Here is a 19545-nt window from a genome sequence, read left to right as displayed (position 1 = left end):
CCGGTGTTGACGCCCATGGGATGCTGAGGCGTCTGCGGATCATGGCTGGATCAGGAGAGTGCGGCACGGTGAGGGCAGTGACACGGCTGACGGGGAGGGGTGGCGCGTGGGACCGGTTCGTCGCGTCCGATCCGGGGCTGCTGCGGCTGATGGCGGGACTGCGGACGGTCGGCGCGATCGCGCTCACCCTGGGCGTCCTGGCCTCGCTCGGTACGGATGTGCCGCACATGGTGGCGGGTTCGATGGCGGCGATGGTGGCCACCTTCGCGATCCGCGAGAAGGACGTACGCGGCCAGGCGATCACACTCGCGCTCGGGCTGCCCGTGGCGCTCGCGGCGATGTCGCTCGCCGCGCTGCTGCACAACCTGGTCGTGGGCGGTGACCTCTTCTTCGTCGCGCTGATCTTCGGTGCCGTCTACAGCCGCCGGTTCGGTGACCGCGGCACGGCACTCGGCCTGATCGGCTTTCAGATCTACTTCATCTCCCTGTTCGTGAACGCGACGGTCGCGACGCTGCCCCAGGCGTACGCGACGCTGGCCGTCGGTTTCGTGTGCAGCGCGGTCGTGCGCTTCGCCGTCGTACCGGAGACGCCTGAGCGGGTTCTCGGCCGGCTGCGGGACGCGTTCCGGGCGCGGCTCGCGCAGCTGGTGGGCACGCAGACGGAACTGCTCGACGCCGGGCCCGACGAGCTGGAAAAGGTCCTCGACGATCTGCGGCGCGGCACCGCGCGCCTGCACGAGACCGCGCTGATGATCCAGGGCCGCCTGGAGGACGGCACCCGCGACGCCGCCACCGCGTCCCTCGTGCAGCGCAGGGTCGCCGACGCCGAGATCGCCGCCGAACGCCTCGGCGTCCTGCTGCTCAACGCCCGCAGCGCCGAACGCGCCGACACCCTCACCCTGCACCTCCCGCACGCGCCCCTGCCGGAGCCGTCGAAGCGTCTGTACGGCGACGACGACGCGACCCGCACCCTGCGGCGCGATCTGAACGCCCTGCAGTTGCTGGTCGCCCGTCCCGTGTCCGGTGACCGCGGCACCGCGCTCGCCCACGTCCGTAACCGGCTGCTCGGCTACCGCGACGAGGACAACCTGCCGCGCGGGTCCGCCGCCGTGCAGGACGTCTACCGCGGCATAGGTGAGGCGGCGCGCGCCGTCCTGGGTCTGCGGCTCGCCCTCGACGGGCCGCAGGACGAGTCGGACGACAGCCCGGCAACGACGCGCTCGCGCGAGGAGATAGACGCCGAGGACCTGGCGATCGGGTCCGAGAAGGACGAGGACGACGAGGACGCCCCCACCGGGTTCCAGCGGCCCACGACGCGCGCCGCCTTCCAGGTCGCGGTGGGCTCGGCCCTGGCCATCGTCGGCGGCGAATTCCTGTCCACCCAGCGCTGGTACTGGGCGGTCCTGACGTGCTGGGTCGTCTTCCTCAACACCGCGTCCACGGGCGAGATCCTGGTGAAGGGCTACCGCCGGCTCATCGGCACGGTGTTCGGCGTGATCGCCGGTGTCATCCTCGCCGGCATCGTCGGCAACCACACCTGGACGGCGTTCGCGCTCGTCCTGATCTTCATCTTCGCGATGTTCTTCACCGCGCCGCTGTCGTACGCCCTGATGTCGTTCTTCGTCACGGCCATGCTGGGAATGCTGTACACCCTGCTCAACACGTACAGCCTGGACGTGCTCGTGCTGCGCATCGAGGAGACCGCGCTCGGCGCCGCGTGCGGCATCATCGCGGCCGTGGTCGTCCTGCCGGTGCACACGGACCGCCGTACCGACGAACTCCTCAGCACGGTCCTGACCAGGCTCGGCGACGTCACGTCGGCCGCCGTGGAGCAGCTCAGCGGCGGGCCCGCGGTCGACCTGCTCGACAAGGCGCGGGACCTGGACACCGCCCTGGACGATCTGCGCGCCTCCACGAAGCCGCTGACGCACCCGATCACGCCGCTGCGTGTGCGCCGGCAGACGGCCCGCTATCTGGTGGCGCTTCTGGAGACCTGCGCCTATCACGCGCGTTCCCTGGCGGCGACGGCCGAGCTCGTGCCGTACAGCAAGACCATCGCGGCCGATCCGCGCCTGGAGCGGGCCGGGCGGCGCCTCGCGCACAACATCGAGGTGATCGACGCCCACGTGCGGGACGAGAAGTCCGCCGGGGAGGTCCAGGTGGGCGCGAGCATCGCGTCGATGCTGGAGGCGGACGGGACGGGAGCGCTGCGCTCCGGAACGGTCACCTTCCGCGTGCTGCGGCATCTGCAGCGCCTCGACGAAGGCGTCGTGGGTCTTGCGAGGCCGCTGGACGTGCCGGTCGCGGGGGCCGCTGCCGATGTGCGGCGGGCGGCCGGTTCCAAGGCGGAGGCGAAGGCGGGTGTGAAGGCGGGGGCCAAGCGGGTCTGAGGCCCCCGTACGCATGGTGGGTGCGAGGTCTCGAACGGGGGGGGGCGGGCCCGAGTCGGGAAATGGAGCGGGCCGGGGCGGCCTGATCGGCTGCCTCGGCCCGTCGCTCTGCCGGCTGCCCGACCGTCGGACGGTCAGGCGTCGCGTCGCAGCTGAGAGAACTTAGAGAACGCCGGACTCGGCGATGGTGACCTTGGCCGAGGGGGCGCCGCTGCGGGAGCCGAGGGCCTCGATCTTCTTCACGAGCTCCATGCTGGACTCGTCGGCGACCTCACCGAACACGACGTGCTTGCCGTCGAGCCAGTCGGTCACGATCGTGGTGATGAAGAACTGCGAGCCGTTGGTGTTCGCACCCGCGTTGGCCATGGAGAGCAGGCCCGGACGGTCGTGCTTGAGCTTGAAGTTCTCGTCGGCGAACTTCTCGCCGTAGATGCTCTTGCCGCCCGTGCCGTTACCGGCGGTGAAGTCGCCGCCCTGGAGCATGAACTGCGGGATGATGCGGTGGAACGACGACCCGGCGTAGCCGAAGCCCTTCTCACCCGTGGCCAGGGCGCGGAAGTTCTCCGCCGTCTTCGGGACGACGTCGTCGAAGAGGTTGAAGCTGATGCGCCCGGCGGGCTCATCGTTGATGGTGATGTCGAAATATGCCTTGATTGCCATGGCGCCATCCTTGCACTCCCCATGCCCGGCGCGCTCCTCGGCCCGGCTTTCGCACGCCGCGCACACGCCGCGTCCACTCATTCGGCCCGCCACTCCCACGACCCAGAATCGGCGCCTCTTGTTCGTACGGGGCTCTGCTCGTACGTACGTGAGGTGACGGGAAGCAAGGGCCGGGATCTCCAACACCCGCTCGGGGCAAGGCTGTTGAGGCGCAATGGGGTACGCCGCCCGCTCGCGTCAGCGTGACGTACAGCCCGCCGGAAGCTGCCGGCCACACGGACTGTCACCCCCAGACCTTCAGTCCAAACTGGACAGTCTGGACTGAAGGTTTTAGCGTGAGCTCATGACCAGCATTTCCGGCGCGGACGGCGTCTCGGAGTCCGCGGACCGCGCCGCGCGTGAGCTGCGCGTGCTGTTCAGCCGTCTGCTGCGCCGCCTCCGGGAGGTCTCCGACGGCGACGACCTCACGCCGCCCCAGGTCTCCGCGCTGAACCGGCTCGGCAAGACGGAGGCCGCCACGGCCAGCGGGCTCGCCGCCGCCGAGGGCGTCCGGCCCCAGTCGATGGCCGCCACGCTCGCCGGGCTCGACCAGCACGGCCTGATCCGGCGCCGCCCGGACCCGGAGGACGGCCGCCGCCGGCTCGTCACCCTCACCGAGGCCGGCCGCGCACGCGCCGAGGGCACCCGGCAGGCCCGCGGCGAATGGCTGGCCCGCGAACTCCAGGACCGCTACACGGAGGACGAACGCCGGACCATCGTCTCCGCACTGACCTTGCTGGAGCGGCTCACCGAAGCCTGACAGCAACACCCCCCACCCGCCGGCCCTTCCGCGCCGGCACCTCGCCCCACCCCGAAAGGTCCCCCATGGCACTCACCACCCTCGACGCCCGCACCGCGCTCGTCGTCATCGACCTGCAGAAGGGCATCGTCGCCGCGCCGACCACCCCGTATCCCGGCCCCGAAGTGGTCGCCCGCACGGTCGAGTTGGCCGACTCCTTCCGCGCGCACGGCCTGCCGGTCGTCCTCGTACGCGTCACCTTCGCACCCGACGGGGCTGACGTCGCGCCGGGGCGCAACGAAGCCGTGGCGCGCACCGGCGCCCGGCCCGACGGCTGGGACACCGTCGTGGACGAACTGTCCGGTCACCCGGGCGACATCACCGTCACGAAGCGCAACTGGGGCGCCTTCTTCGGCACCGACCTGGACCTTCAGCTCCGCCGCCGCGGTGTCACGCAGATCGTGCTGACCGGCATCGCGACCAGCATCGGCGTCGAGTCCACGGCCCGCGCCGCCTATGAGCACGGCTACCACGTGACCCTGGCGACGGACGCGATGTCGGACCTGGACGCGGAGGCGCACCGCAACAGCCTGGAGCGGATCTTCCCGCGCCTCGGCGAGTCCGGCACGACCGCCGAGATCATCGAGCTCCTGGCGAAGACCCGCGCCTGACGACCGCTCCTCCTATTTCAGAGGTCGCGCTATTTCAGAGGTCGCGTGTCAGAGGTCGCGTGTCAGAGGTCGCGCTGCCACCTGACCTCGCCGTCGTGCGTCCGGTCCGTGGGCGTCAGCCCGCAGGCCGCGGCGACGGCGGCCGACGCGGCGTGGTCCGGGTGGATGTGCGCGACGAGCGTGCGTACGGGCCGCTGCCGCAGCCAGTCGACAAGGCCGCGCGCCGCCTCGGTCGCGAGGCCGCGCCCTTGCCACGGCACGCCGACGACCCAGGCGATCTCGGCGTCGAGCCCGTCGTCACCGGGCACGACCGTCGCCTGCACCGTGCCGGCCAGGCTTCCGTCACCCTTGAGCCGCAGAACCCAGTTGCACCACGAGACGGCAGGGTCGGGCGAACCGCCGGCCAGGCGCTGGTAGCGCTCGCGCAGCTCTCGGCGTGACATTGGCTCTCCGCCGATGAAGACGTGGAGCGCCGGGTCGCCGAGCACGACGGCCATCTCGTCGGCGAACTCGGGGTCCAGCGGCAGGAGTTCGAGCCGTTCGGTCGTCATGGCCGTCGCCATGACCCGCGCTCCTCCCGCCTGGCTCAAAAGACTCGCACGACTGTCTACCGCAACGGCTCGCCGCTCCAATTGGCCCTGCTTTCGCTCGAGTTGATCGACCTGGTGGCCCGGACGCGGCCCGCACCCAGCCGTGTTCACTCCGCCAGTGTGATGCGGATACCCACTGTCCCGCGCAGGCCCCGCCGCACGCGGCTGCCCGCCAGCGTCACTGCGCCGAGCACGCCGTATTTCCTGCGGATCAGGGTGCGGTAGCGGGCGGTGACCTCGGGAGTGCAGATCTCGGCCGTGGCGGGCGTCTGCTCACCGGTCGGGTTTCCGCGGGCGTCGCACGGCCCCACCAGCACATCGCCGCGCCGCCGGATCCGCTTCACCTTCCACGAGTCGGTGGGGGTCCACACGCCGAGCGAGGACCCGTCCCTGACCACCCAGACCGGGGTCGCTACCGGACTGCCGTTCTTCCGGAAGCTGGTGACCAGCAGATACTTCCCGGCGCCGAGCCGCGCGAGCCGCGTGACATCCATGAGTCAAAGTCTACGGCGCCTTGCCCCGCCCCGGCCGGGCCAGGCGGCAGCCACTCCGGGTAGGGGCGTCGCGACAAATTGTGAAGATGGTGAAAGCTTTCTCCGCATCTGGGTGAACCGTGCGCATCTCAGCCCCCGGGCCCGTCACGATGATCACGCCGCGCGCCCCTTCCATGGCATCCAGATCGGGGCGCGCATGGCCTGAAGGCTCCAGAAGCGCCGACGCCTTCGGCGCTTCTGGAGTCGTGGCTCGTCCGGGCGGCGACGCCCCGCCGGTCCTGGATGTCAGCGCAGGGCCATCGCCACTCGCGTCAGCGCAGGGCCATCGCCAAGAACGTACTGAGCGACAGCGCGAGCCCCACGACCGCCATCAGGAGCGTGCCGTACTCGCGCAGGGCCCGGGGTCTGCGCCCCGCCGGCGGCCGGTGGCCGCCGCGGTGCGGGCCTGCGGGGTCCATGGGAATCTGCTGTCCGTGCGACTGGGTCACTCAGGGTCAACTCCTCGGTGGGCCACCACGATGCGGCCGAGATCAGCCACGCACGGTGACTCCATGGCGGGTGCGCATCCTCCGCAGCTCCCAAAGGGAGACGGCCGTGACCGACAGCGGGCCGCCCAGCAGGGAGCAGAGCTGCGCGGCCATCGGGCCTTCCGGCATACCTTCCAGGATCAGGTTGAAGACCGCGACCACCCAGACCAGTACGGCGGTGAGCACGGCGGGCAGCATCGGATGCACGTGAGCGGTGTTGAAGGACGTCTTCGCCGAGTAGAGCGAGGCGAAGAAGAGGAACGGCAGGCCCCAGACGAAGAGGGCCACGACGACACAGGCGACCACGGCGGCCGCCCACTTGGGGAGCGTGTTCAGGTAGTCGCTGGTGCCCGCGTACACCAGCACCCCGGCGAAGATGCTCACCGCCAGCACATACCAGGCCACCGTCTTGAGCGGCACCTTGAGCCGGGAGCGAAGCGAGGGCCGCAGGTGCGGCGGTGCGTACAGGACGAAGCCCAGGACGACGAGCGGTCCTGTGACGATGAGCAGGACGGGCGTGATGATCAGGTTGCCCAGGCCGTCGCCCGCCGCACCGTGCCAGGCGTCGGTGCCCTTGCCGTAGTAGAAGGCGAGGGCGAGCGTGGCGAGGAGGCCGAGCACCGAGCGGAAGAGCTGGACGCGCATCACCACGGGGTCGTTGATCCGGACCCCGTCGTCCTGCACGAAGAGCCGGTCCGCCGCGCGGTGTGCCGAATGGATGATCCCGGAGATGATGTTGACGAACGGGACGCGGCGCAGCGGGTTTCGGCGGCGGGGCACCCGCGGCGGGCCGTAGGGGTACGGCCCGCCCTGGGGCGGGATGTGCGGCGCGGCTCCGGGCGGAGGCCCGGGTGCCGCTCCCGGCGGAGGCCCGTAGGGGCCGGTTCCCGGTGGCGGGCCCTGGGGACCGGTCGGGGGTGGACCGTACGGGTTGCCCCAGCCGGGGCCCGTCGGTGGGCCCGCCGGTGGCTGCCCTCCGTTGTTCCCGGGGCCGTTGGCCGGTCCCCATCCCCCCGTTGCCATGTGTCCTCCGTGCCCGGCCGGTTCACGGCCGTCGTTTCCTCCGGGTCTCACGCCGGACCCCGCACCGGCCGTGCATTCTAAGCCACGGATCTGGCCGGGCCGGGTACGTTCGCGGACTCTCCAACCGTGACCGCGCGGGTCGTTGCAGCGTCAGTCCAGGAGGTCCGCGACGAGTTCGGCGAACTCGTCCGGCGTGGCGAGCCGGATACCCAGGTCCTCGGCCTTGGTCCGCTTGGATCCGGCGCCCTCTCCCGCGACCACGAGCCCCGTGCGCTTGGAAACGCTGGAGGACGACTTGCCGCCGGCGCGCTCGATGAGTTCGTTCATCTGATTGCGGCTCAGCTTTTCCAGGGGGCCGGTCATGGATCCCGTGACGACGACGGTCAGGCCGTCGAGGGGTCCGGCGGTCGCCGCCTCGCCGCCCTCGTTCCCGTCCTCTGTCTCGCTTTCAGGGGCGGGCGGGGTGGCGCCGGGTTCCGTCATGTTCAGCCCCGCCGCCGCGAGCCGGTCGATGAGCGGGGCGAGTTCGGCGAGTTCGGCGACGATGACCGGGGCCTTCTCGGCGCCGATGCCCTCGACCCGCTGCATGGCCTCGGCGTCCGCCGCGCGGATGTGGTCCATCGTGGCGAAGTGGCGGGCTATCCGGCGGGACATGGAACGTCCGGTGCCCCGCACCCCGAGCGCGCACAGCACCCGGGAGAGCGGCTGGGCCTTGGCGGCCTCGATGGCGGCGAGGAGGTTGTCCGTACTGGTCTCCCCCATCCGGTCGAGGGCGAGCAGCCCCTCGCGGGTGAGGGCGAACAGGTCGGCGAGATCGGCGACGAGGCCGGCGTCGACGAGTTGCACGACGCGGGTGGCGCCGAGGCCTTCGATGTCGAGCTGGTCGCGCCCGGCGGCGTACGAGAGGGAGGCGACCACGTGGCAGTTCCGGCCGCGCTCGCAGCGCCAGCGCTGTTCGCTCATGTCGATGCCGGAGCCGCACTGCGGGCAGGTCTCGGGGAACACGATCGGCTTTTCGTCGCCGGTGCGCAGGTGGGCGACGGGCGCCTCGATGCGGGGGATGATGTCGCCCGCCTTGTAGACCATCACGTGGTCGCCGATCCGCAGGTCGCGCCGGGTGATGTCGGCCGGATTATGCAGCGTGGCGTACGCGACCGTGCTGCCGTCGATGTCTACGGGAGTGAGGACGGCACGCGGGGCGATGATGCCGGTGCGGCCGACGTTCCACTCGACGTCGAGCAGGCGGGTGATCTTCTCGACGGCGGGCAGCTTGAAGGCGATGGCCCAGCGCGGGGCGCGCGTGCCCGTACCGGCGGCTTCCTGGTCGGCCGCGAGATCCGCCTTGATGACGATCCCGTCGATTCCGAACGGCAGCTCGGCGCGCAGGCCCGCGATGTACTCGACGCGCGCGAGGACTTCCTCCACGGTGTCGACGGTGAGTCCCGAAACCGCCGTCGTGGAAGGGGTGTTGACACCGAGTACGGCGGCGCGGTCCATCAGCTCGCCGTGGGCGAGGGTGCGCAGCTCCTCGGTGTGCTCGGCCGGAGTGTCCGGCAGGGGCAGCAGCCCGTATCCGAAGAAGGTCATCGGCACCGTGTAGGAGCGCTCCTTGGCCCTGAGGGTGCCGGCCGCGGCGTTCCTCGGGTTGGCGAAGGGGGCGCCGCCGTGTGCCGTGCGGACCTCGTTCGCATGCTCGAACTGGCTGATGGTCATGAGGACTTCGCCCCGCACCTCGACGGTGTGCGGTTCGGTGAGCCGGTCGGGCAGGCCCTCGATAGTGCCGATGGCGTGCGAGACGTCCTCCCCCGCCGTCCCGTCGCCCCGGGTGATCAGGCGGGTGAGGCGGCCTTCGTGGTACCGCGCGGCGATGGCCAGGCCGTCCAGCTTGGGCTGGACGTTCCACCGGGTCACCTCGTGGCCGATCCGGCGGGCCACGGAGGCGGTCCAGGTGGTGAACTGCTCACCGTCGAAGACGTTGTCCAGGCTGAGCATCGGCACCGTGTGCGGCACGTCCCCCTCGACGGCGCCGCCCGCGACCTTGCCGGTCGGCGAGTGTGGCAGCACCTCGTCGGGGTGAGCTTCCTCGTAAGCGGCGACGGTGCGGACGAGCCGGTCGTACGCGTCGTCGTCGAGGGCGGACGTCCCGCCCTCGTAGTACGCCCCCGCCGCCATGGAGGCGTCGGCGACGGCCTGGGCGTAGGCAGCGGCGTCGGCCAGGACGAACTCACCAGAAGTCGTTGTCATGCTGCCATCGTGCCTGGTGGCACTGACAATCCACTTGAGCGGCGGCTGCGCCCGGACGAGGACGGAGGGCTGGGGAGCCCGGGCCCTCCGCCCGGCTGGGAAGCGCGGGCCCCCGTCCCGGCTGGGGGAGCGCCCCGGCCCGCACGCCCCGGCCAGGGACAGCGCCTCGTCAGATCTTCAGCCGGTCCTTCGCGTGCACGCCCTCCGCGAGGCTCGCGACTCCGTACGCCTTGGCCAGACCGTACTCAGGCATGTCGCCGTAGATCGTCTCGTACGAGCCCTCGGGCACGACGTACGTCTCGTGCCAGAGGCCGACGTGGCCCTTGCTGTTGCGGAGGTAGCGGTTGATCCGCCCCCACCAGGGGTGGTGCTTGCTCTCCGGCGCGGCGGCGTAGGCGAGGAGCTTTTCCTTCGACTCCCAGTACTGGACGACGACGTAGGTGCGCGGGGAGCCGCTGAGGAGTACGTGGTTGAGGAGGCCGAGGGAGCGGTCGCGGCTCAGCTCCTTGAGCATCATGGGCATCGCCAGGAACACCGGCAGCCAGCGGTGGACCGCCCAGAAGCGGTTGATGCGCATACCGATGAGGAAGACCACGACATCGCCCTGCTCACCCGCGGTCGTCCGTCCGATGTGTGTCTTCGTACGCATGGAGCCCCCGGTTCGACATCATTGGAGAGTGCCGCTATCCAGGCACCCATGTTTGGATAGTGGCACTTCCTAACTTGGAGTACAAGAGATGCGGCTCGCGGAACTCAGCGAACTGAGCGGGGTCCCGATCCCCACGATCAAGTACTACCTGCGGGAGCAACTCCTGCCCCCGGGGCGGCGGGTGACGGCGACACAGGCCGAGTACGACGACTCGCATCTGCGCCGGCTGCGGTTCGTGCGGGCGCTGATCCAGGTCGGCCGGGTGCCCGTGGCGACGGCGCGCGAGGTTCTCGCGGCGGTGGACGACGATTCGCTCGGCCGGACGTTCCGCCTGGGCGGGGCGCTGTGGGCACTGCCGCAGCCGCCCGAGGAACCCGCGGACGATCCGGACATCATCAAGGCGACGGCGATCGTCGACCAGCTCCTGGAGGAGCTCGGCTGGACCACCTCGCGCGACGTCGGCAGCCTCTCGCCGTCGTACCGCTCGCTCGTCGCGACGGTGGCCACTCTCAACCGTCTCGGCTACACCTGCGGGACGGCCGAACTCGCCCCGTACGCCCGGCACATGGAGCGGGTCGCGGAGCACGACATCGACCGCCTGGACACGTTCCCCGGAGAGGCTGAGAAGGTCGAGGCGGCGGTCGCGGGCGTGATCCTGGTCGAGCCGGTCCTTCTCATGCTGCGCAGGATCGCGCAGGAGGAGCATTCCACGCGCCGGTTCGGTCTGTGAGAGCCGGCGCGGGAACGCACCACCAGTTGGTCAGACCGCGGCGCGGTCGGCGATCGTGATGAGCGCGAGGACTCCGTCCACGGCGATGTCGTCGGCGTCCCCCGCGTCGAACAGCACCGCGTCGAGGCGGCCGAGGCGTACGGACTCCCGGCCGAGGGTGGCCGCCCCCTCCAGGACCACGGCGAGCGCGCGCGTCCCGGCTTCCGGCCGCACCTCGGCGCGGTCGCGCACGATGCGGATCTGGGCCGACGCCTCGGAGCGCCGCACCATGACGTTGAAGTCGACGATCGGGCCGCCCAGCAGCTCGCACGTCGTGTCGGAGTCACCGGAGAAGGCGAACGGCTCGTAAGGCGTGTCCAGCACCTGCGGGGCGCCGTCGACCGCAAGGGCCATCCCCGCACCGTCGACGACGGCGATGATCCGGTCCACGCCCTCGAAGACGGAGAACGGCCCGGCCTGCGCGACATCGGCGACGCTGACACGCCAGACGAAGTCGTCCGTCCCCGCTCCCTCGGGGTGGACGGCCACCTCGGAGGTGACACCTCCGCCGTTCTTCCACGGTGCGGGTGTCCTGTCCTGCGCCCGCAGAATCTGCAGTGCCATCGCGCTGTCCTTCCGGATCGTCCGGCCGCGGAGCCCGTTCCTCGTGGCTCGTCGGCCCGTACATGAAGCGAGGCCCCACCGCCGGGCCACGAGCCCGGACCTTGAGGCCCTCACCACGGCACTTTACGCGACGGCCCGGACCAGGGCTCTTACGGCAGTGGTCCGCTGATGGCCAGGTCGTGGTCGAGTTTCGCCACCAGGTCGTTGGCGAGGGACGGGACATGGCGGGCAGCCCACTGCTCGGTGAGGGACAGGAAGCCCAGCAGTCTCTCGCGTACGCCGTGCAGGATGCCTGGCAGGTCGTCCAGCGGGATATCGATGGGACGCCCGGCGGGAGCCTCGGACGCGTCTCCGCCGTCGGGCCAAAGGCGGACTATCGGACCGGCGTGCTCGACCCTCGGCGAGGGGTCGTGGCCGAACCATGGGGCGTCCCCGCTCGTCATGTCGAGCCAGTCGCGCCAGTTCTCCAGGCCGCAGCAGCATCCCGGGCTCACGGTGACGCGGCTCCCGGTGTGCCGGATACGCAGACCGCCCGGCGCGATGACGTCCTCCGTCTCCAGCAGGCGACGGATGTGCTCGTGCGCGTCGTCAGCCGAGTGGGGCCCGTCCGACGTGTCGGCGTTGTAGTCGACCAGGGTCGCCATCGCGGAGCCCACTTCGAGGGCGGACATACGGCCGGACAGGGGCAGGCGCTGATACGGGGGCAGGTCGGCCACCGGCCAGAGAGCGAAGTCGGCGGTGTCCACGGTTTCCGTTACGGCGTCCACGATCAGCACCGCCTCAGTATCGCCGTCCGTCATCGCTCCCCCGGGCGCGCGCTTCCCGAGTCCGGTCGCTACTCTGCCCGGATGCGTGATGGGGGAAGCGGCGGCGGGGACATGGGCGGCAGCGAACGCGGTGACGTCGAGGTGGTGGAGCCGGTGCGGGGGCTGGTCGGGCGGTTGCGGGCGCACTGGTTGTTGTTGTCCTCGGCCCTGGCGGTCGTCGTGATCGCCGCCGTGACCGTGCCACTGGTCCTCGTCGGGTCCGGCGGAGCCGACGCCGAACCCTGCACCTCCGTGTCCGCCAGGACGCGCGCCCTCGCCGATGAACCCGCCGCCGCGACAAAGGAGTTGGACCCCGGCGACGACCTGGGCCGGATCGGCGCGGCGAAGAAGCTCCTCGCGCACGACGCGTTCTGCGGGGACGGCGCACGTGCCCTCGGCCGGGTCGTCGACGCGGCCACCCGGGCGTCCGGGCACGGAAAACCGCACACCATGGCCCAGGCCCGTAGCGCCTACTCCGTGGTCGCCGCCCTCGACGACCGCGAGATCCCGGCGGAGCTGGCACCGTGGGTGGCCCGGATGGTCGCCGAGTACGAGGTGGACGCCCTGCGCGACGGCAACCACTCGGGGGACGACTTGTCCGGCCCCGCCGCGCCCGCGGCCGACGCCACACTCGACACTCACGGCTGGAACCACCTCGGCCGTTTTCTCGCCCCCGGCGAGGCCCACGCCACCTTCGAATACTCGGTCCCGTACACGAGCGTGGGAGCCAATGTCCCCGCCCTGGTGGCCGAACTCGCAAAGAATCCAGAGGCGTTCGCCGTCCTCTACGACGCGCACCGCGCCCAGCTCGCCCACTACCTGGAGCGGCTGACCCGTCAGGGCGGCGACCCGGACCACCGCCCCGACCCCGAGTACTCGACCCCCACGACCTGGACCGACAACGACCTCCAGGACCTGGCCGGCCACATCGGAACCCTCATGGCGCTGCGCTCCGACTACGCGAAGAACGGCACGATCCGCGACATCGCCGCGTTCGACGCGTCCGTGCGTCGGCACACCCGTGGCACGTTCCGGCCCGCCGCGCGACAACTCACGACGCGGCCCCCGATGGGCGACATCGCCGACCGGCCCACGTCCGGACCCCTCCGGGGCGACGTCATGAACGGCCGGCACCAGATGTTCACGGTGCTCGACCGGTGGGCGAAAGAGCGCCAGGTCCCGGCCCAACGCGCGGCGTCCATGCGGCAGTTGATGGGTGACTATTACGTGCGCGAGATGTGGATGGTCAGGGCCGACCGCCGCTGACACACCAACTGCGTCGCTCAGTACAGCCGAAGCCCCGAGCAGCCGCGGCGCCGCACCTGGTCCTCGGCGAACATCTTGAGCAGCCGCGGCCGGTCGGCCTCGGCCAGTCCGGGGGTGTTCTTCGCCGCGTCGATACGGAAGTTGGCCGCCTCGCCGTCGCAGCGGGCGACAGCGGTCAGGGGCAGGCGTTCACCGTTGCCGTCGTCGGCCGTGAGGCGGTTGCCCCAGTCTCCGTACCAGGCGGAGAACACCATCGCGGGCTCACGGCCGGACGCGGTTTCCTTCCCCCGCAGCTCACAGGAGTTCGCGGGAGCGGAGTCGTTCACCTCCGCCATGACGCGCCAGCCCGTCTCCCTGGCCAGGCCCGCCCGGGCCAGCCAGTCGCAGCCGGTGCCCGCGGCCCGCTCGACGGGTACGGCCGACCGCTGACGTTTCTTCCAGTCGAGCGACGCGGTCTTCTGCGGCGCGCTGAGCGGTCGCGCGCCGCAACCGAGCTTGCCCGAGGCCGAGTTGGCGAGGCTCACAGCAGTACGGTGCACCGCTTCGGACTCGCGCTTCCACGCCTCCCCGGGCTCGAAACGCACGAGCATCTTGCGGGGCCTGCCCTCGTCGTCCTTGCCCAGCGCGGGGCAGGGCATCACGATGCGGACGACCCCCAAGTCGTCGACGATTCCGGGCAGTCCGCCGGACAGGACCATGTGACTCGAGAGGTGCATGTCCGGGAAGGCGGTCATCAAATCCCGGTCCTGATCGTCGTGCCCGGTGTACGCCGCCAGGCCGATCAGTGGCACATCCCAGCGCTGCTCGCCCTGAAAGCTCAGACTGCAGCGGTAGAAGCCGAGTCCCGGAATCCGTTGGGACTCCCCGCCCGTGAACTGCGCGCTCTCGGGCCGCAGTTGTTCGACGGCGTCGCGTGGCAGCGCGCCGTCGCACGCGCTGCCGACGGCCATCCAGTCACGCGCGTACGGCTCGGCGATGTACCCGCCAAGTCCGAGCACGGCCGCGGCCGTCACCGCCACCTTGATCCAGCGCCGCATCCGTCCCCGCCCCCGTCACCGCCGTGCGGCCCCCGTGGCGTCACACGTACGGCCGGACCCTACCCGGAGCATCACCGCGCCCCACGTCCGGCCCGGACCAACTGCGCTCAGGCCGTGATCGTGCGGATCGGTGTGCCCGCGAGGTACGCCTCGATGTCCTCGACCGCGCCCTCGAAGTAACCCTCGTAGTTGCGGCGGGTGACATAGCCGAGGTGCGGCAGGCCGAGGAAGTTCGGGGCGCTGCGCAAAGGGTGGTCGGCCGGGAGCGGTTCCGCCTCGAAGACGTCGGCGCCGGCACCGGCGATCCAGCCCTCGTGCAGGGCGCGTACCAGCGCGTCCTGGTCGACGATCGCGGCGCGCGACGTGTTGACCAGGTAGGCGGTGCGGCGCATACGCCTGAGGTCGTCCGCGCCGATGAGGCCGCGCGTGCGGTCGCTGAGGACGAGGTGGACGGAGACGAAGTCACTGGTCTCCAGCAGCTCCTCCTTGGAGGACGCGAGAGACACACCGGCCTCCGCCGCGCGCTCCTCCGTGAGGTTCTCGCTCCACGCGATGACGTCCATTCCGAAGGCCTGCCCGACGCGGGCGACCTTCGTGCCGATCTTCCCGAGCCCGAGGACGCCCAGCCGCCGTCCGTGCAGGTCGGCGCCGAGCGTGCTCTGCCAGGGGCCTACGTCACGCAGGGCGTTGTTCTCGCGCACCACGTTCCGGGCGAGGCCCAGGAGGAGCGCCCAGGTCAGCTCGGCCGGCGGCTCGGTGTTGCTGACCGTGCCGCACACCGTGACGCCGTGCCGGGCCGCGGCTGCGAGGTCGATGGAGGCGTTGCGCATCCCAGAGGTGATGAGGAGGCGCAGCTCGGGAAGACGGGCGAAAAGGCTCTCGGTGAAGGGGGTGCGTTCCCGCATCGCGACCACGATCTCGCAGTCGGCTGTCGCAGCGGCGACGGCGTCCTCGGTCAGCAAGTGCCGCTGCAGGGAACGGACTTCGACGTCCGTCCCGACTCTGGTCCAGTCGGCCATCGACAAGGCCACGCCTTGGTAGTCGTCGAGCACGGCGCAGCGCAGTCTGGTCAACGCAACTCCCCTGGAAGGTCCGGTACCTGAACCCTAATGGCTCCCCTCGGCACCGCGCTGCGGCCGGGTCCCCGGATCACCGTCGACAGGCCCGCTCGACGCCGCCACCCCACGTAGGCGCTCACCAGTTCCGGCAACTGGTGCTACGTGAGTCACCCGTGTTGACGTGCGTACGCGTACGTGTCGGGCAGGACGTGCAGCACGGGTGGTGCGGGCTCGCGCAGGGCGACCGCGGCGGCGTGTGTGCCGCGATGCGGGCCGAGGTCGAGCGAGTGCAGGTGCCAGCCGGAGGGGTGGGCCGCGCCGTGGCGTGGGCGGTCTCCCACGTAGTCGGCGTCCAGGGCGCGGGTGAGTCCTACGCCGATGCCCTTGAGGTACGCCTCCTTGCGGGCCCACACCCGGCAGAACGCCTCGGCGCGCGCGCCGGCCGGGACCGCCGCCAGGTCCGCCCGCTCACCGGGGTGCAGCTCCTTCGCCAGGCTGTCCACGGCGTCGGGGTCCGGCACCCGTTCCACGTCTACGCCGACCGGTCCTGCCGCCGTACCGATCAGGACGAGGCCTTCGCAGTGCGAGAGGGAGAAGTGCAGCGGGGAGTGGAGGCCTGCCAGGACGGGGCGCCCGTGCGGGCCGCCGCACTCGGCGCATGGCTCACGAGTGAACCGGACCTCGCCGGGCGGCACATCCAGGTTCGCGCCGAGGAGCTTGCGTAGCGCGATGTGTGCGGTCAGGTACAGATTCCGGTCCGAGTCGCGTACGAAGGCGGCGGCGCGGGAGCGCTCGTCGGCGTCGAGACAGGAGACGTCCAGGTCCGCGTCGTCCAGGTCAGAGGCCTCCGGGTCAGAGGCCTCCGGTCGGGAGCCGTCCCGCGAGGCCCTTTCATCCGACGCCGACACCCTGAGCAGCCACAGCGACGGGGCGCCCGCCCACGGACCGGGCAGCGCCGGTTCCGGGCGGAACGGAACGTCCACCCCGCGGAACGGGACCGTCACCCCTCCGCACCCGCCCCCGTACGGCACTCCGGGTGGCCCCAGCCCTTGGGGTTCTTGGCGATCTGTTCCCCGGCCGCGTAGGAGCGGCCGCACACGCAGCGGCCGGGGAACTTGGCGTTCAGCGTGCGGGTCGAGCCCGCCTTCGTACGGGCGGCGGGGCGCTTCTTCGCCGGGCTGCGGGAGGGGACGGTGTCCGGTGACGGCGGGGGCTCCGGGGAGCCGTGCTCGGTGCCGGCCGGGGCCTGGACGACGGCGGCCTGGCTCGCGGCCCGGTCGGCGAAATCGTTGAGGGGGTCGCCGTCGACCTGGTGCGCGGGGACGTAACGGAACTCGACGGTGCGACCGTCGAGCAGCGCGTCGATACGGGTGACGAGTTCCTGGTTGGCGACCGGCTTGCCCGCGGCGGTCTTCCAGCCGTTCCGCTTCCAGCCGGGCAGCCACGTCGTGACCGCCTTCATCGCGTACTGGGAGTCCATCCGCACCTCAAGAGGCACGCTCGGATCCGTTGCCGCAAGGAGACGCTCCAGGGCGGTGAGCTCCGCGACGTTGTTCGTCGCCTTGCCCAGGGCTCCGGCCTCCCAGCGGACCGGGGTCTCCCCGGCGTCGGCGACGACCCAGGCCCAGCCGGCGGGCCCCGGGTTTCCCTTGGAGGCCCCGTCACATGCGGCGATCACTCGTTCTGCCATGACACCGATCATGCCAGTGCCCACTACCGGCGAACGCCACCCCCCGATGCGGCCCCCGCTCGTCAGGCCCGCGCCACCAGCCGCTGCGCCGCCGACCGTGCCGTGGCGAGCACCGCAGATGGCTCGGAACCTCGCTGCCCGAGCACGATGCGCGTGCTCAACCCGTCGAGCAGGGCGAGGAGTTGGGACGCGGACTCGGCGGCGTCGTCCAGGGGAGCGAAGCGTCCTTGCCGGACCCCCTTGTCGAGCAGGGCGACCAAGTCCTCCTGCCAGGCGCGGTCCAGCTCGTCCTGAGCCTGCCGCAGCTCGTCGTCGGTGGAGGTGCGGGCCCACAGTTCGATCCAGAGGGTCCAGCGTGGGTCGCGGGGGCCGCGCGGCAGGTACAGCTCCATGAACTGGTCGAGTTTGCGCTCGGCCGTGACGCGGCGGGATAGCAGCGCCCGGCGTTCCTCCGCGAGGCCGTTCTCGCTCCAGCGCAGGGCTTCGAGGAGGAGGCGGTCCTTGCTGCCGAAGTAGTACAGGATGTGGCCGCCGCTGGTGCCGAGGCGCTTGCCGAGCGCCGACATCGTGAGCGACGCCAGGCCGTCCTCGGCGATGGCCGTCATCGCCTCCTCCAGCATCCGCTCCTGTGCGATCCGCCCGTCACGCCGTCGCGCCGTAGCCGCCACAGCCGCGCCTCCCTGATCCCGTGGCCCGACCCGCTGATCCCGTTGATCCCGTGGTCCGACGCCCTGACCCTATCCGGCGAATTCCCGGCGGGGTCTTGACGTACGGGACTACGGCAGCGCATCTTGAATGCCATTCAAGAACTTAGAACGACATTCAAGGTGTCGTTCAGGTGCGCAACTCCGAGAAACACCAGCAAGGACGGTGGGATGACCCAGCAGCACACCGTGGACGCCGGTCCGGCGGCCGCCGGACCTCAGGCAGCCGTCGCCGCCACAGGTGACGAGGTTTTCCAGGTCGAGACCCACGGCATCGACCCCATCCCCGACGCGGAGCGGCACGGCGGCGCGAAGGATCTTTTCTGGCTCTGGTTCGGCTCGAACCTGACCTTCACGTACGTGATCAACGGCGCTCTCGCGGTGTCCTTCGGTCTCTCGTTCTGGCAGGCCACGGCGGCGGTCGTGCTCGGCGGGCTGTCGTTCTTCGTCATCAGCGCCGCCGGTCTGAGCGGCATCCGCACCGGCACGGCGACCCTGGTGATCTCGCGGGCACCCTTCGGCATCCGCGGGAACTGGCCGGCCGGTCTGCTGAACTGGATCGTCTCGATCGGCTACACCATCGTGAACACGGTGGTCGGGGCGCTCGCCCTCGAGGCGTTCTGCGCCGACCTCGGCTGGCACGGCCCGCTCACCCGCGCCTTCGCGCTGACCGTCACGATGGTCCTCACCTTCGCCGTCGCCCTGTGGGGCCACGCGACCGTGCAGTTCGCCGAGCGCTGGATGGCGTACATCCTGGCCGTGGGCTTCGCCGCGCTGCTCGTCTTCCTGCTGCCGGGCGCCGAGACCGGCGCGTCGACGGGCGGCTCCCCGGGTGCCTCAGGCTGGAGCCTCGCGTTCGTCGTGATGCTGGCGGGACCGTTCTCGTACGTCCCGATGCCCGCCGACTACACGCGTTACCTGCCGCGCACCACCTCGCTGAAGTCGATCACGTGGAGCGGGGCGCTCGGCGGGCTCGTGTCGTCGGTCGCGCTCGGCATCGCGGGCGTCGCGGCCGCCACGCAGGCCGACATGACGGACGCGGTGGCCGGTACGGAGGGGCTTCTGCCGGGCTGGTTCCAGCCGCTCTTCCTCGCCCTGGTGCTCGGCGGATCGGTCACCAACTCGATCATCACGCTGTACTCGTCCAGCCTGAACCTCCAGGTCCTGGGCATCCCGTGGAGCCGCGCCAAGGCCATCCTGATCAGCGCGGGCGTGACGGTGGCCGGTTCGCTGTACGCGCTGTTCTTCACCGACTTCACCGAGTCGCTGCTGTCGTTCCTCTCCCTGCTGATCATCGTGTTCGCGCCGTGGGGCGGTGTCTTCCTCGCCGACATGGTGATGCGCCGCTGCTGGTACGACGCACCGGCGCTGCACGCCGGGCGTGAGGGCGCCTACTGGTACCGGGGCGGCTACCACCCGGCCGGGATCGTCGCCCTGCTCGCCGGCATGGCCTTCGCCGCGCTGACCTGCGACTCCGAACTCTGGACCGGACCACTGGTGGCCCCGCTCGGCGGCGCCGACCTGACCCTGCTCGGCTCCGTCGTCTCCGCACTCGTGTACTGGGTGCTCGCCCGGCGGACCGTCAAGCCTGCCGCGTAACCCTTCTCCTTAACTCCCCTCATCTC

General features: G+C 71.0%; 20 protein-coding genes. 6 read left to right on the top strand and 14 right to left on the bottom strand.

Going from position 1 to position 19545, the window contains the following annotated elements; all coding sequences use genetic code 11:
• Window positions 1-149: 149 nt before the first annotated feature.
• Window positions 150-2390, top strand: a complete 2241-nt coding sequence (locus tag ABZ893_RS08370; RefSeq protein ID WP_361399020.1) for an FUSC family protein — start codon at window positions 150-152, stop codon at window positions 2388-2390.
• A gap of 162 nt (window positions 2391-2552) precedes the next feature.
• Here the strand turns inward: ABZ893_RS08370 and ABZ893_RS08365 are convergent, their stop codons facing one another.
• Entirely contained in the window at window positions 2553-3050 is a 498-nt protein-coding gene (locus tag ABZ893_RS08365) for a peptidylprolyl isomerase (RefSeq protein ID WP_361398762.1), read from the bottom strand.
• 343 nt (window positions 3051-3393) lie between these two features.
• Between ABZ893_RS08365 and ABZ893_RS08360 the strand changes: the two genes are divergently transcribed.
• Complete coding sequence (locus tag ABZ893_RS08360) at window positions 3394-3849, top strand: MarR family transcriptional regulator (protein WP_361398758.1); 456 nt, start codon at window positions 3394-3396, stop codon at window positions 3847-3849.
• A 65-nt stretch (window positions 3850-3914) separates the two neighbouring features.
• Complete coding sequence (locus ABZ893_RS08355) at window positions 3915-4499, top strand: hydrolase (RefSeq protein ID WP_361398756.1); 585 nt, start codon at window positions 3915-3917, stop codon at window positions 4497-4499.
• Between the two features lie 62 nt (window positions 4500-4561).
• Here the strand turns inward: ABZ893_RS08355 and ABZ893_RS08350 are convergent, their stop codons facing one another.
• The 6 genes from ABZ893_RS08350 to ABZ893_RS08325 form a co-directional block, all read right to left on the bottom strand.
• Window positions 4562-5062, bottom strand: a complete 501-nt coding sequence (locus ABZ893_RS08350; protein ID WP_361398753.1) for a GNAT family N-acetyltransferase — start codon at window positions 5060-5062, stop codon at window positions 4562-4564.
• A gap of 134 nt (window positions 5063-5196) precedes the next feature.
• Window positions 5197-5583 carry a PPOX class F420-dependent oxidoreductase gene (locus ABZ893_RS08345; protein ID WP_361398751.1) on the bottom strand — a complete coding sequence of 129 codons (387 nt, stop codon included), beginning with the start codon at window positions 5581-5583 and terminating at the stop codon, window positions 5197-5199.
• Window positions 5584-5894: 311 nt separating this feature from the next.
• Window positions 5895-6071, bottom strand: coding sequence for a hypothetical protein (locus ABZ893_RS08340; protein WP_361398747.1), 177 nt, complete (start codon window positions 6069-6071; stop codon window positions 5895-5897).
• A gap of 42 nt (window positions 6072-6113) precedes the next feature.
• On the bottom strand, window positions 6114-6890 hold the full coding sequence (locus tag ABZ893_RS08335) for a hypothetical protein (protein WP_361398744.1): 777 nt from the start codon (window positions 6888-6890) through the stop codon (window positions 6114-6116).
• Window positions 6891-7283: 393 nt separating this feature from the next.
• Window positions 7284-9377, bottom strand: coding sequence for an NAD-dependent DNA ligase LigA (ligA, locus tag ABZ893_RS08330; protein ID WP_361398741.1), 2094 nt, complete (start codon window positions 9375-9377; stop codon window positions 7284-7286).
• Between the two features lie 169 nt (window positions 9378-9546).
• Window positions 9547-10026: a DUF4188 domain-containing protein gene (locus tag ABZ893_RS08325; protein ID WP_361398738.1), complete on the bottom strand. Its 480-nt coding sequence runs from the start codon at window positions 10024-10026 to the stop codon at window positions 9547-9549.
• An 88-nt stretch (window positions 10027-10114) separates the two neighbouring features.
• Between ABZ893_RS08325 and ABZ893_RS08320 the strand changes: the two genes are divergently transcribed.
• Window positions 10115-10756 (top strand): MerR family transcriptional regulator, encoded by a 642-nt coding sequence (locus tag ABZ893_RS08320; RefSeq protein WP_361398735.1) that lies wholly within the window; start codon window positions 10115-10117, stop codon window positions 10754-10756.
• 30 nt (window positions 10757-10786) lie between these two features.
• Here the strand turns inward: ABZ893_RS08320 and ABZ893_RS08315 are convergent, their stop codons facing one another.
• A complete protein-coding gene (locus ABZ893_RS08315) occupies window positions 10787-11359 on the bottom strand; it encodes a HutD family protein (RefSeq protein ID WP_361398732.1) in 573 nt (190 codons plus the stop codon).
• Window positions 11360-11508: 149 nt separating this feature from the next.
• Window positions 11509-12159 carry a hypothetical protein gene (locus tag ABZ893_RS08310; protein ID WP_361398730.1) on the bottom strand — a complete coding sequence of 217 codons (651 nt, stop codon included), beginning with the start codon at window positions 12157-12159 and terminating at the stop codon, window positions 11509-11511.
• A 48-nt stretch (window positions 12160-12207) separates the two neighbouring features.
• On the opposite strand from ABZ893_RS08310, the gene ABZ893_RS08305 reads away from it, so the two are divergent.
• On the top strand, window positions 12208-13431 hold the full coding sequence (locus tag ABZ893_RS08305) for a hypothetical protein (RefSeq protein ID WP_361398727.1): 1224 nt from the start codon (window positions 12208-12210) through the stop codon (window positions 13429-13431).
• A gap of 17 nt (window positions 13432-13448) precedes the next feature.
• On the opposite strand, the gene ABZ893_RS08300 is transcribed toward ABZ893_RS08305, so the two are convergent.
• The 5 genes from ABZ893_RS08300 to ABZ893_RS08280 form a co-directional block, all read right to left on the bottom strand.
• The gene (locus tag ABZ893_RS08300; RefSeq protein ID WP_361398724.1) at window positions 13449-14468 is read right to left on the bottom strand and encodes a hypothetical protein; all 1020 of its coding nucleotides are present in this window, start codon (window positions 14466-14468) and stop codon (window positions 13449-13451) included.
• A 107-nt stretch (window positions 14469-14575) separates the two neighbouring features.
• Window positions 14576-15487 (bottom strand): D-2-hydroxyacid dehydrogenase family protein, encoded by a 912-nt coding sequence (locus tag ABZ893_RS08295; RefSeq protein WP_361399017.1) that lies wholly within the window; start codon window positions 15485-15487, stop codon window positions 14576-14578.
• 206 nt (window positions 15488-15693) lie between these two features.
• Window positions 15694-16530, bottom strand: coding sequence for a 4'-phosphopantetheinyl transferase superfamily protein (locus tag ABZ893_RS08290; RefSeq protein WP_361398721.1), 837 nt, complete (start codon window positions 16528-16530; stop codon window positions 15694-15696).
• Window positions 16527-17228: a ribonuclease H gene (locus ABZ893_RS08285; protein WP_361398718.1), complete on the bottom strand. Its 702-nt coding sequence runs from the start codon at window positions 17226-17228 to the stop codon at window positions 16527-16529. The genes ABZ893_RS08290 and ABZ893_RS08285 overlap by 4 nt, the downstream gene beginning before the upstream one ends.
• 50 nt (window positions 17229-17278) lie before the next feature.
• Window positions 17279-17884 carry a TetR/AcrR family transcriptional regulator gene (locus ABZ893_RS08280; protein WP_361398715.1) on the bottom strand — a complete coding sequence of 202 codons (606 nt, stop codon included), beginning with the start codon at window positions 17882-17884 and terminating at the stop codon, window positions 17279-17281.
• A 207-nt stretch (window positions 17885-18091) separates the two neighbouring features.
• Between ABZ893_RS08280 and ABZ893_RS08275 the strand changes: the two genes are divergently transcribed.
• Entirely contained in the window at window positions 18092-19519 is a 1428-nt protein-coding gene (locus ABZ893_RS08275) for a cytosine permease (protein WP_361398713.1), read from the top strand.
• Window positions 19520-19545: the final 26 nt, after the last annotated feature.

The organism is Streptomyces sp. NPDC046821 (genome assembly GCF_040645335.1).
Classification (GTDB): Bacteria; Actinomycetota; Actinomycetes; order Streptomycetales; family Streptomycetaceae; genus Streptomyces.
This window is presented reverse-complemented; position numbering and strand designations above follow the sequence as displayed.

What these genes read in the sequence shown, in the direction of transcription:
- ABZ893_RS08370 (WP_361399020.1), top strand. Translation starts at nt 150, where the DNA reads ATGGCGGGACTGCGGACGGTCGGCGCGATCGCGCTCACCCTGGGCGTC.
- ABZ893_RS08285 (WP_361398718.1), bottom strand. Translation starts at nt 17,228, where the DNA reads ATGATCGGTGTCATGGCAGAACGAGTGATCGCCGCATGTGACGGGGCC.
- ABZ893_RS08295 (WP_361399017.1), bottom strand. Translation starts at nt 15,487, where the DNA reads ATGGCCGACTGGACCAGAGTCGGGACGGACGTCGAAGTCCGTTCCCTG.
- ABZ893_RS08305 (WP_361398727.1), top strand. Translation starts at nt 12,208, where the DNA reads ATGCGTGATGGGGGAAGCGGCGGCGGGGACATGGGCGGCAGCGAACGC.
- ABZ893_RS08355 (WP_361398756.1), top strand. Translation starts at nt 3,915, where the DNA reads ATGGCACTCACCACCCTCGACGCCCGCACCGCGCTCGTCGTCATCGAC.
- ABZ893_RS08325 (WP_361398738.1), bottom strand. Translation starts at nt 10,026, where the DNA reads ATGCGTACGAAGACACACATCGGACGGACGACCGCGGGTGAGCAGGGC.
- ABZ893_RS08360 (WP_361398758.1), top strand. Translation starts at nt 3,394, where the DNA reads ATGACCAGCATTTCCGGCGCGGACGGCGTCTCGGAGTCCGCGGACCGC.
- ABZ893_RS08365 (WP_361398762.1), bottom strand. Translation starts at nt 3,050, where the DNA reads ATGGCAATCAAGGCATATTTCGACATCACCATCAACGATGAGCCCGCC.
- ABZ893_RS08310 (WP_361398730.1), bottom strand. Translation starts at nt 12,159, where the DNA reads ATGACGGACGGCGATACTGAGGCGGTGCTGATCGTGGACGCCGTAACG.
- ABZ893_RS08300 (WP_361398724.1), bottom strand. Translation starts at nt 14,468, where the DNA reads ATGCGGCGCTGGATCAAGGTGGCGGTGACGGCCGCGGCCGTGCTCGGA.
- ABZ893_RS08350 (WP_361398753.1), bottom strand. Translation starts at nt 5,062, where the DNA reads ATGGCGACGGCCATGACGACCGAACGGCTCGAACTCCTGCCGCTGGAC.
- ligA (WP_361398741.1), bottom strand. Translation starts at nt 9,377, where the DNA reads ATGACAACGACTTCTGGTGAGTTCGTCCTGGCCGACGCCGCTGCCTAC.
- ABZ893_RS08275 (WP_361398713.1), top strand. Translation starts at nt 18,092, where the DNA reads ATGACCCAGCAGCACACCGTGGACGCCGGTCCGGCGGCCGCCGGACCT.
- ABZ893_RS08320 (WP_361398735.1), top strand. Translation starts at nt 10,115, where the DNA reads ATGCGGCTCGCGGAACTCAGCGAACTGAGCGGGGTCCCGATCCCCACG.
- ABZ893_RS08345 (WP_361398751.1), bottom strand. Translation starts at nt 5,583, where the DNA reads ATGGATGTCACGCGGCTCGCGCGGCTCGGCGCCGGGAAGTATCTGCTG.
- ABZ893_RS08315 (WP_361398732.1), bottom strand. Translation starts at nt 11,359, where the DNA reads ATGGCACTGCAGATTCTGCGGGCGCAGGACAGGACACCCGCACCGTGG.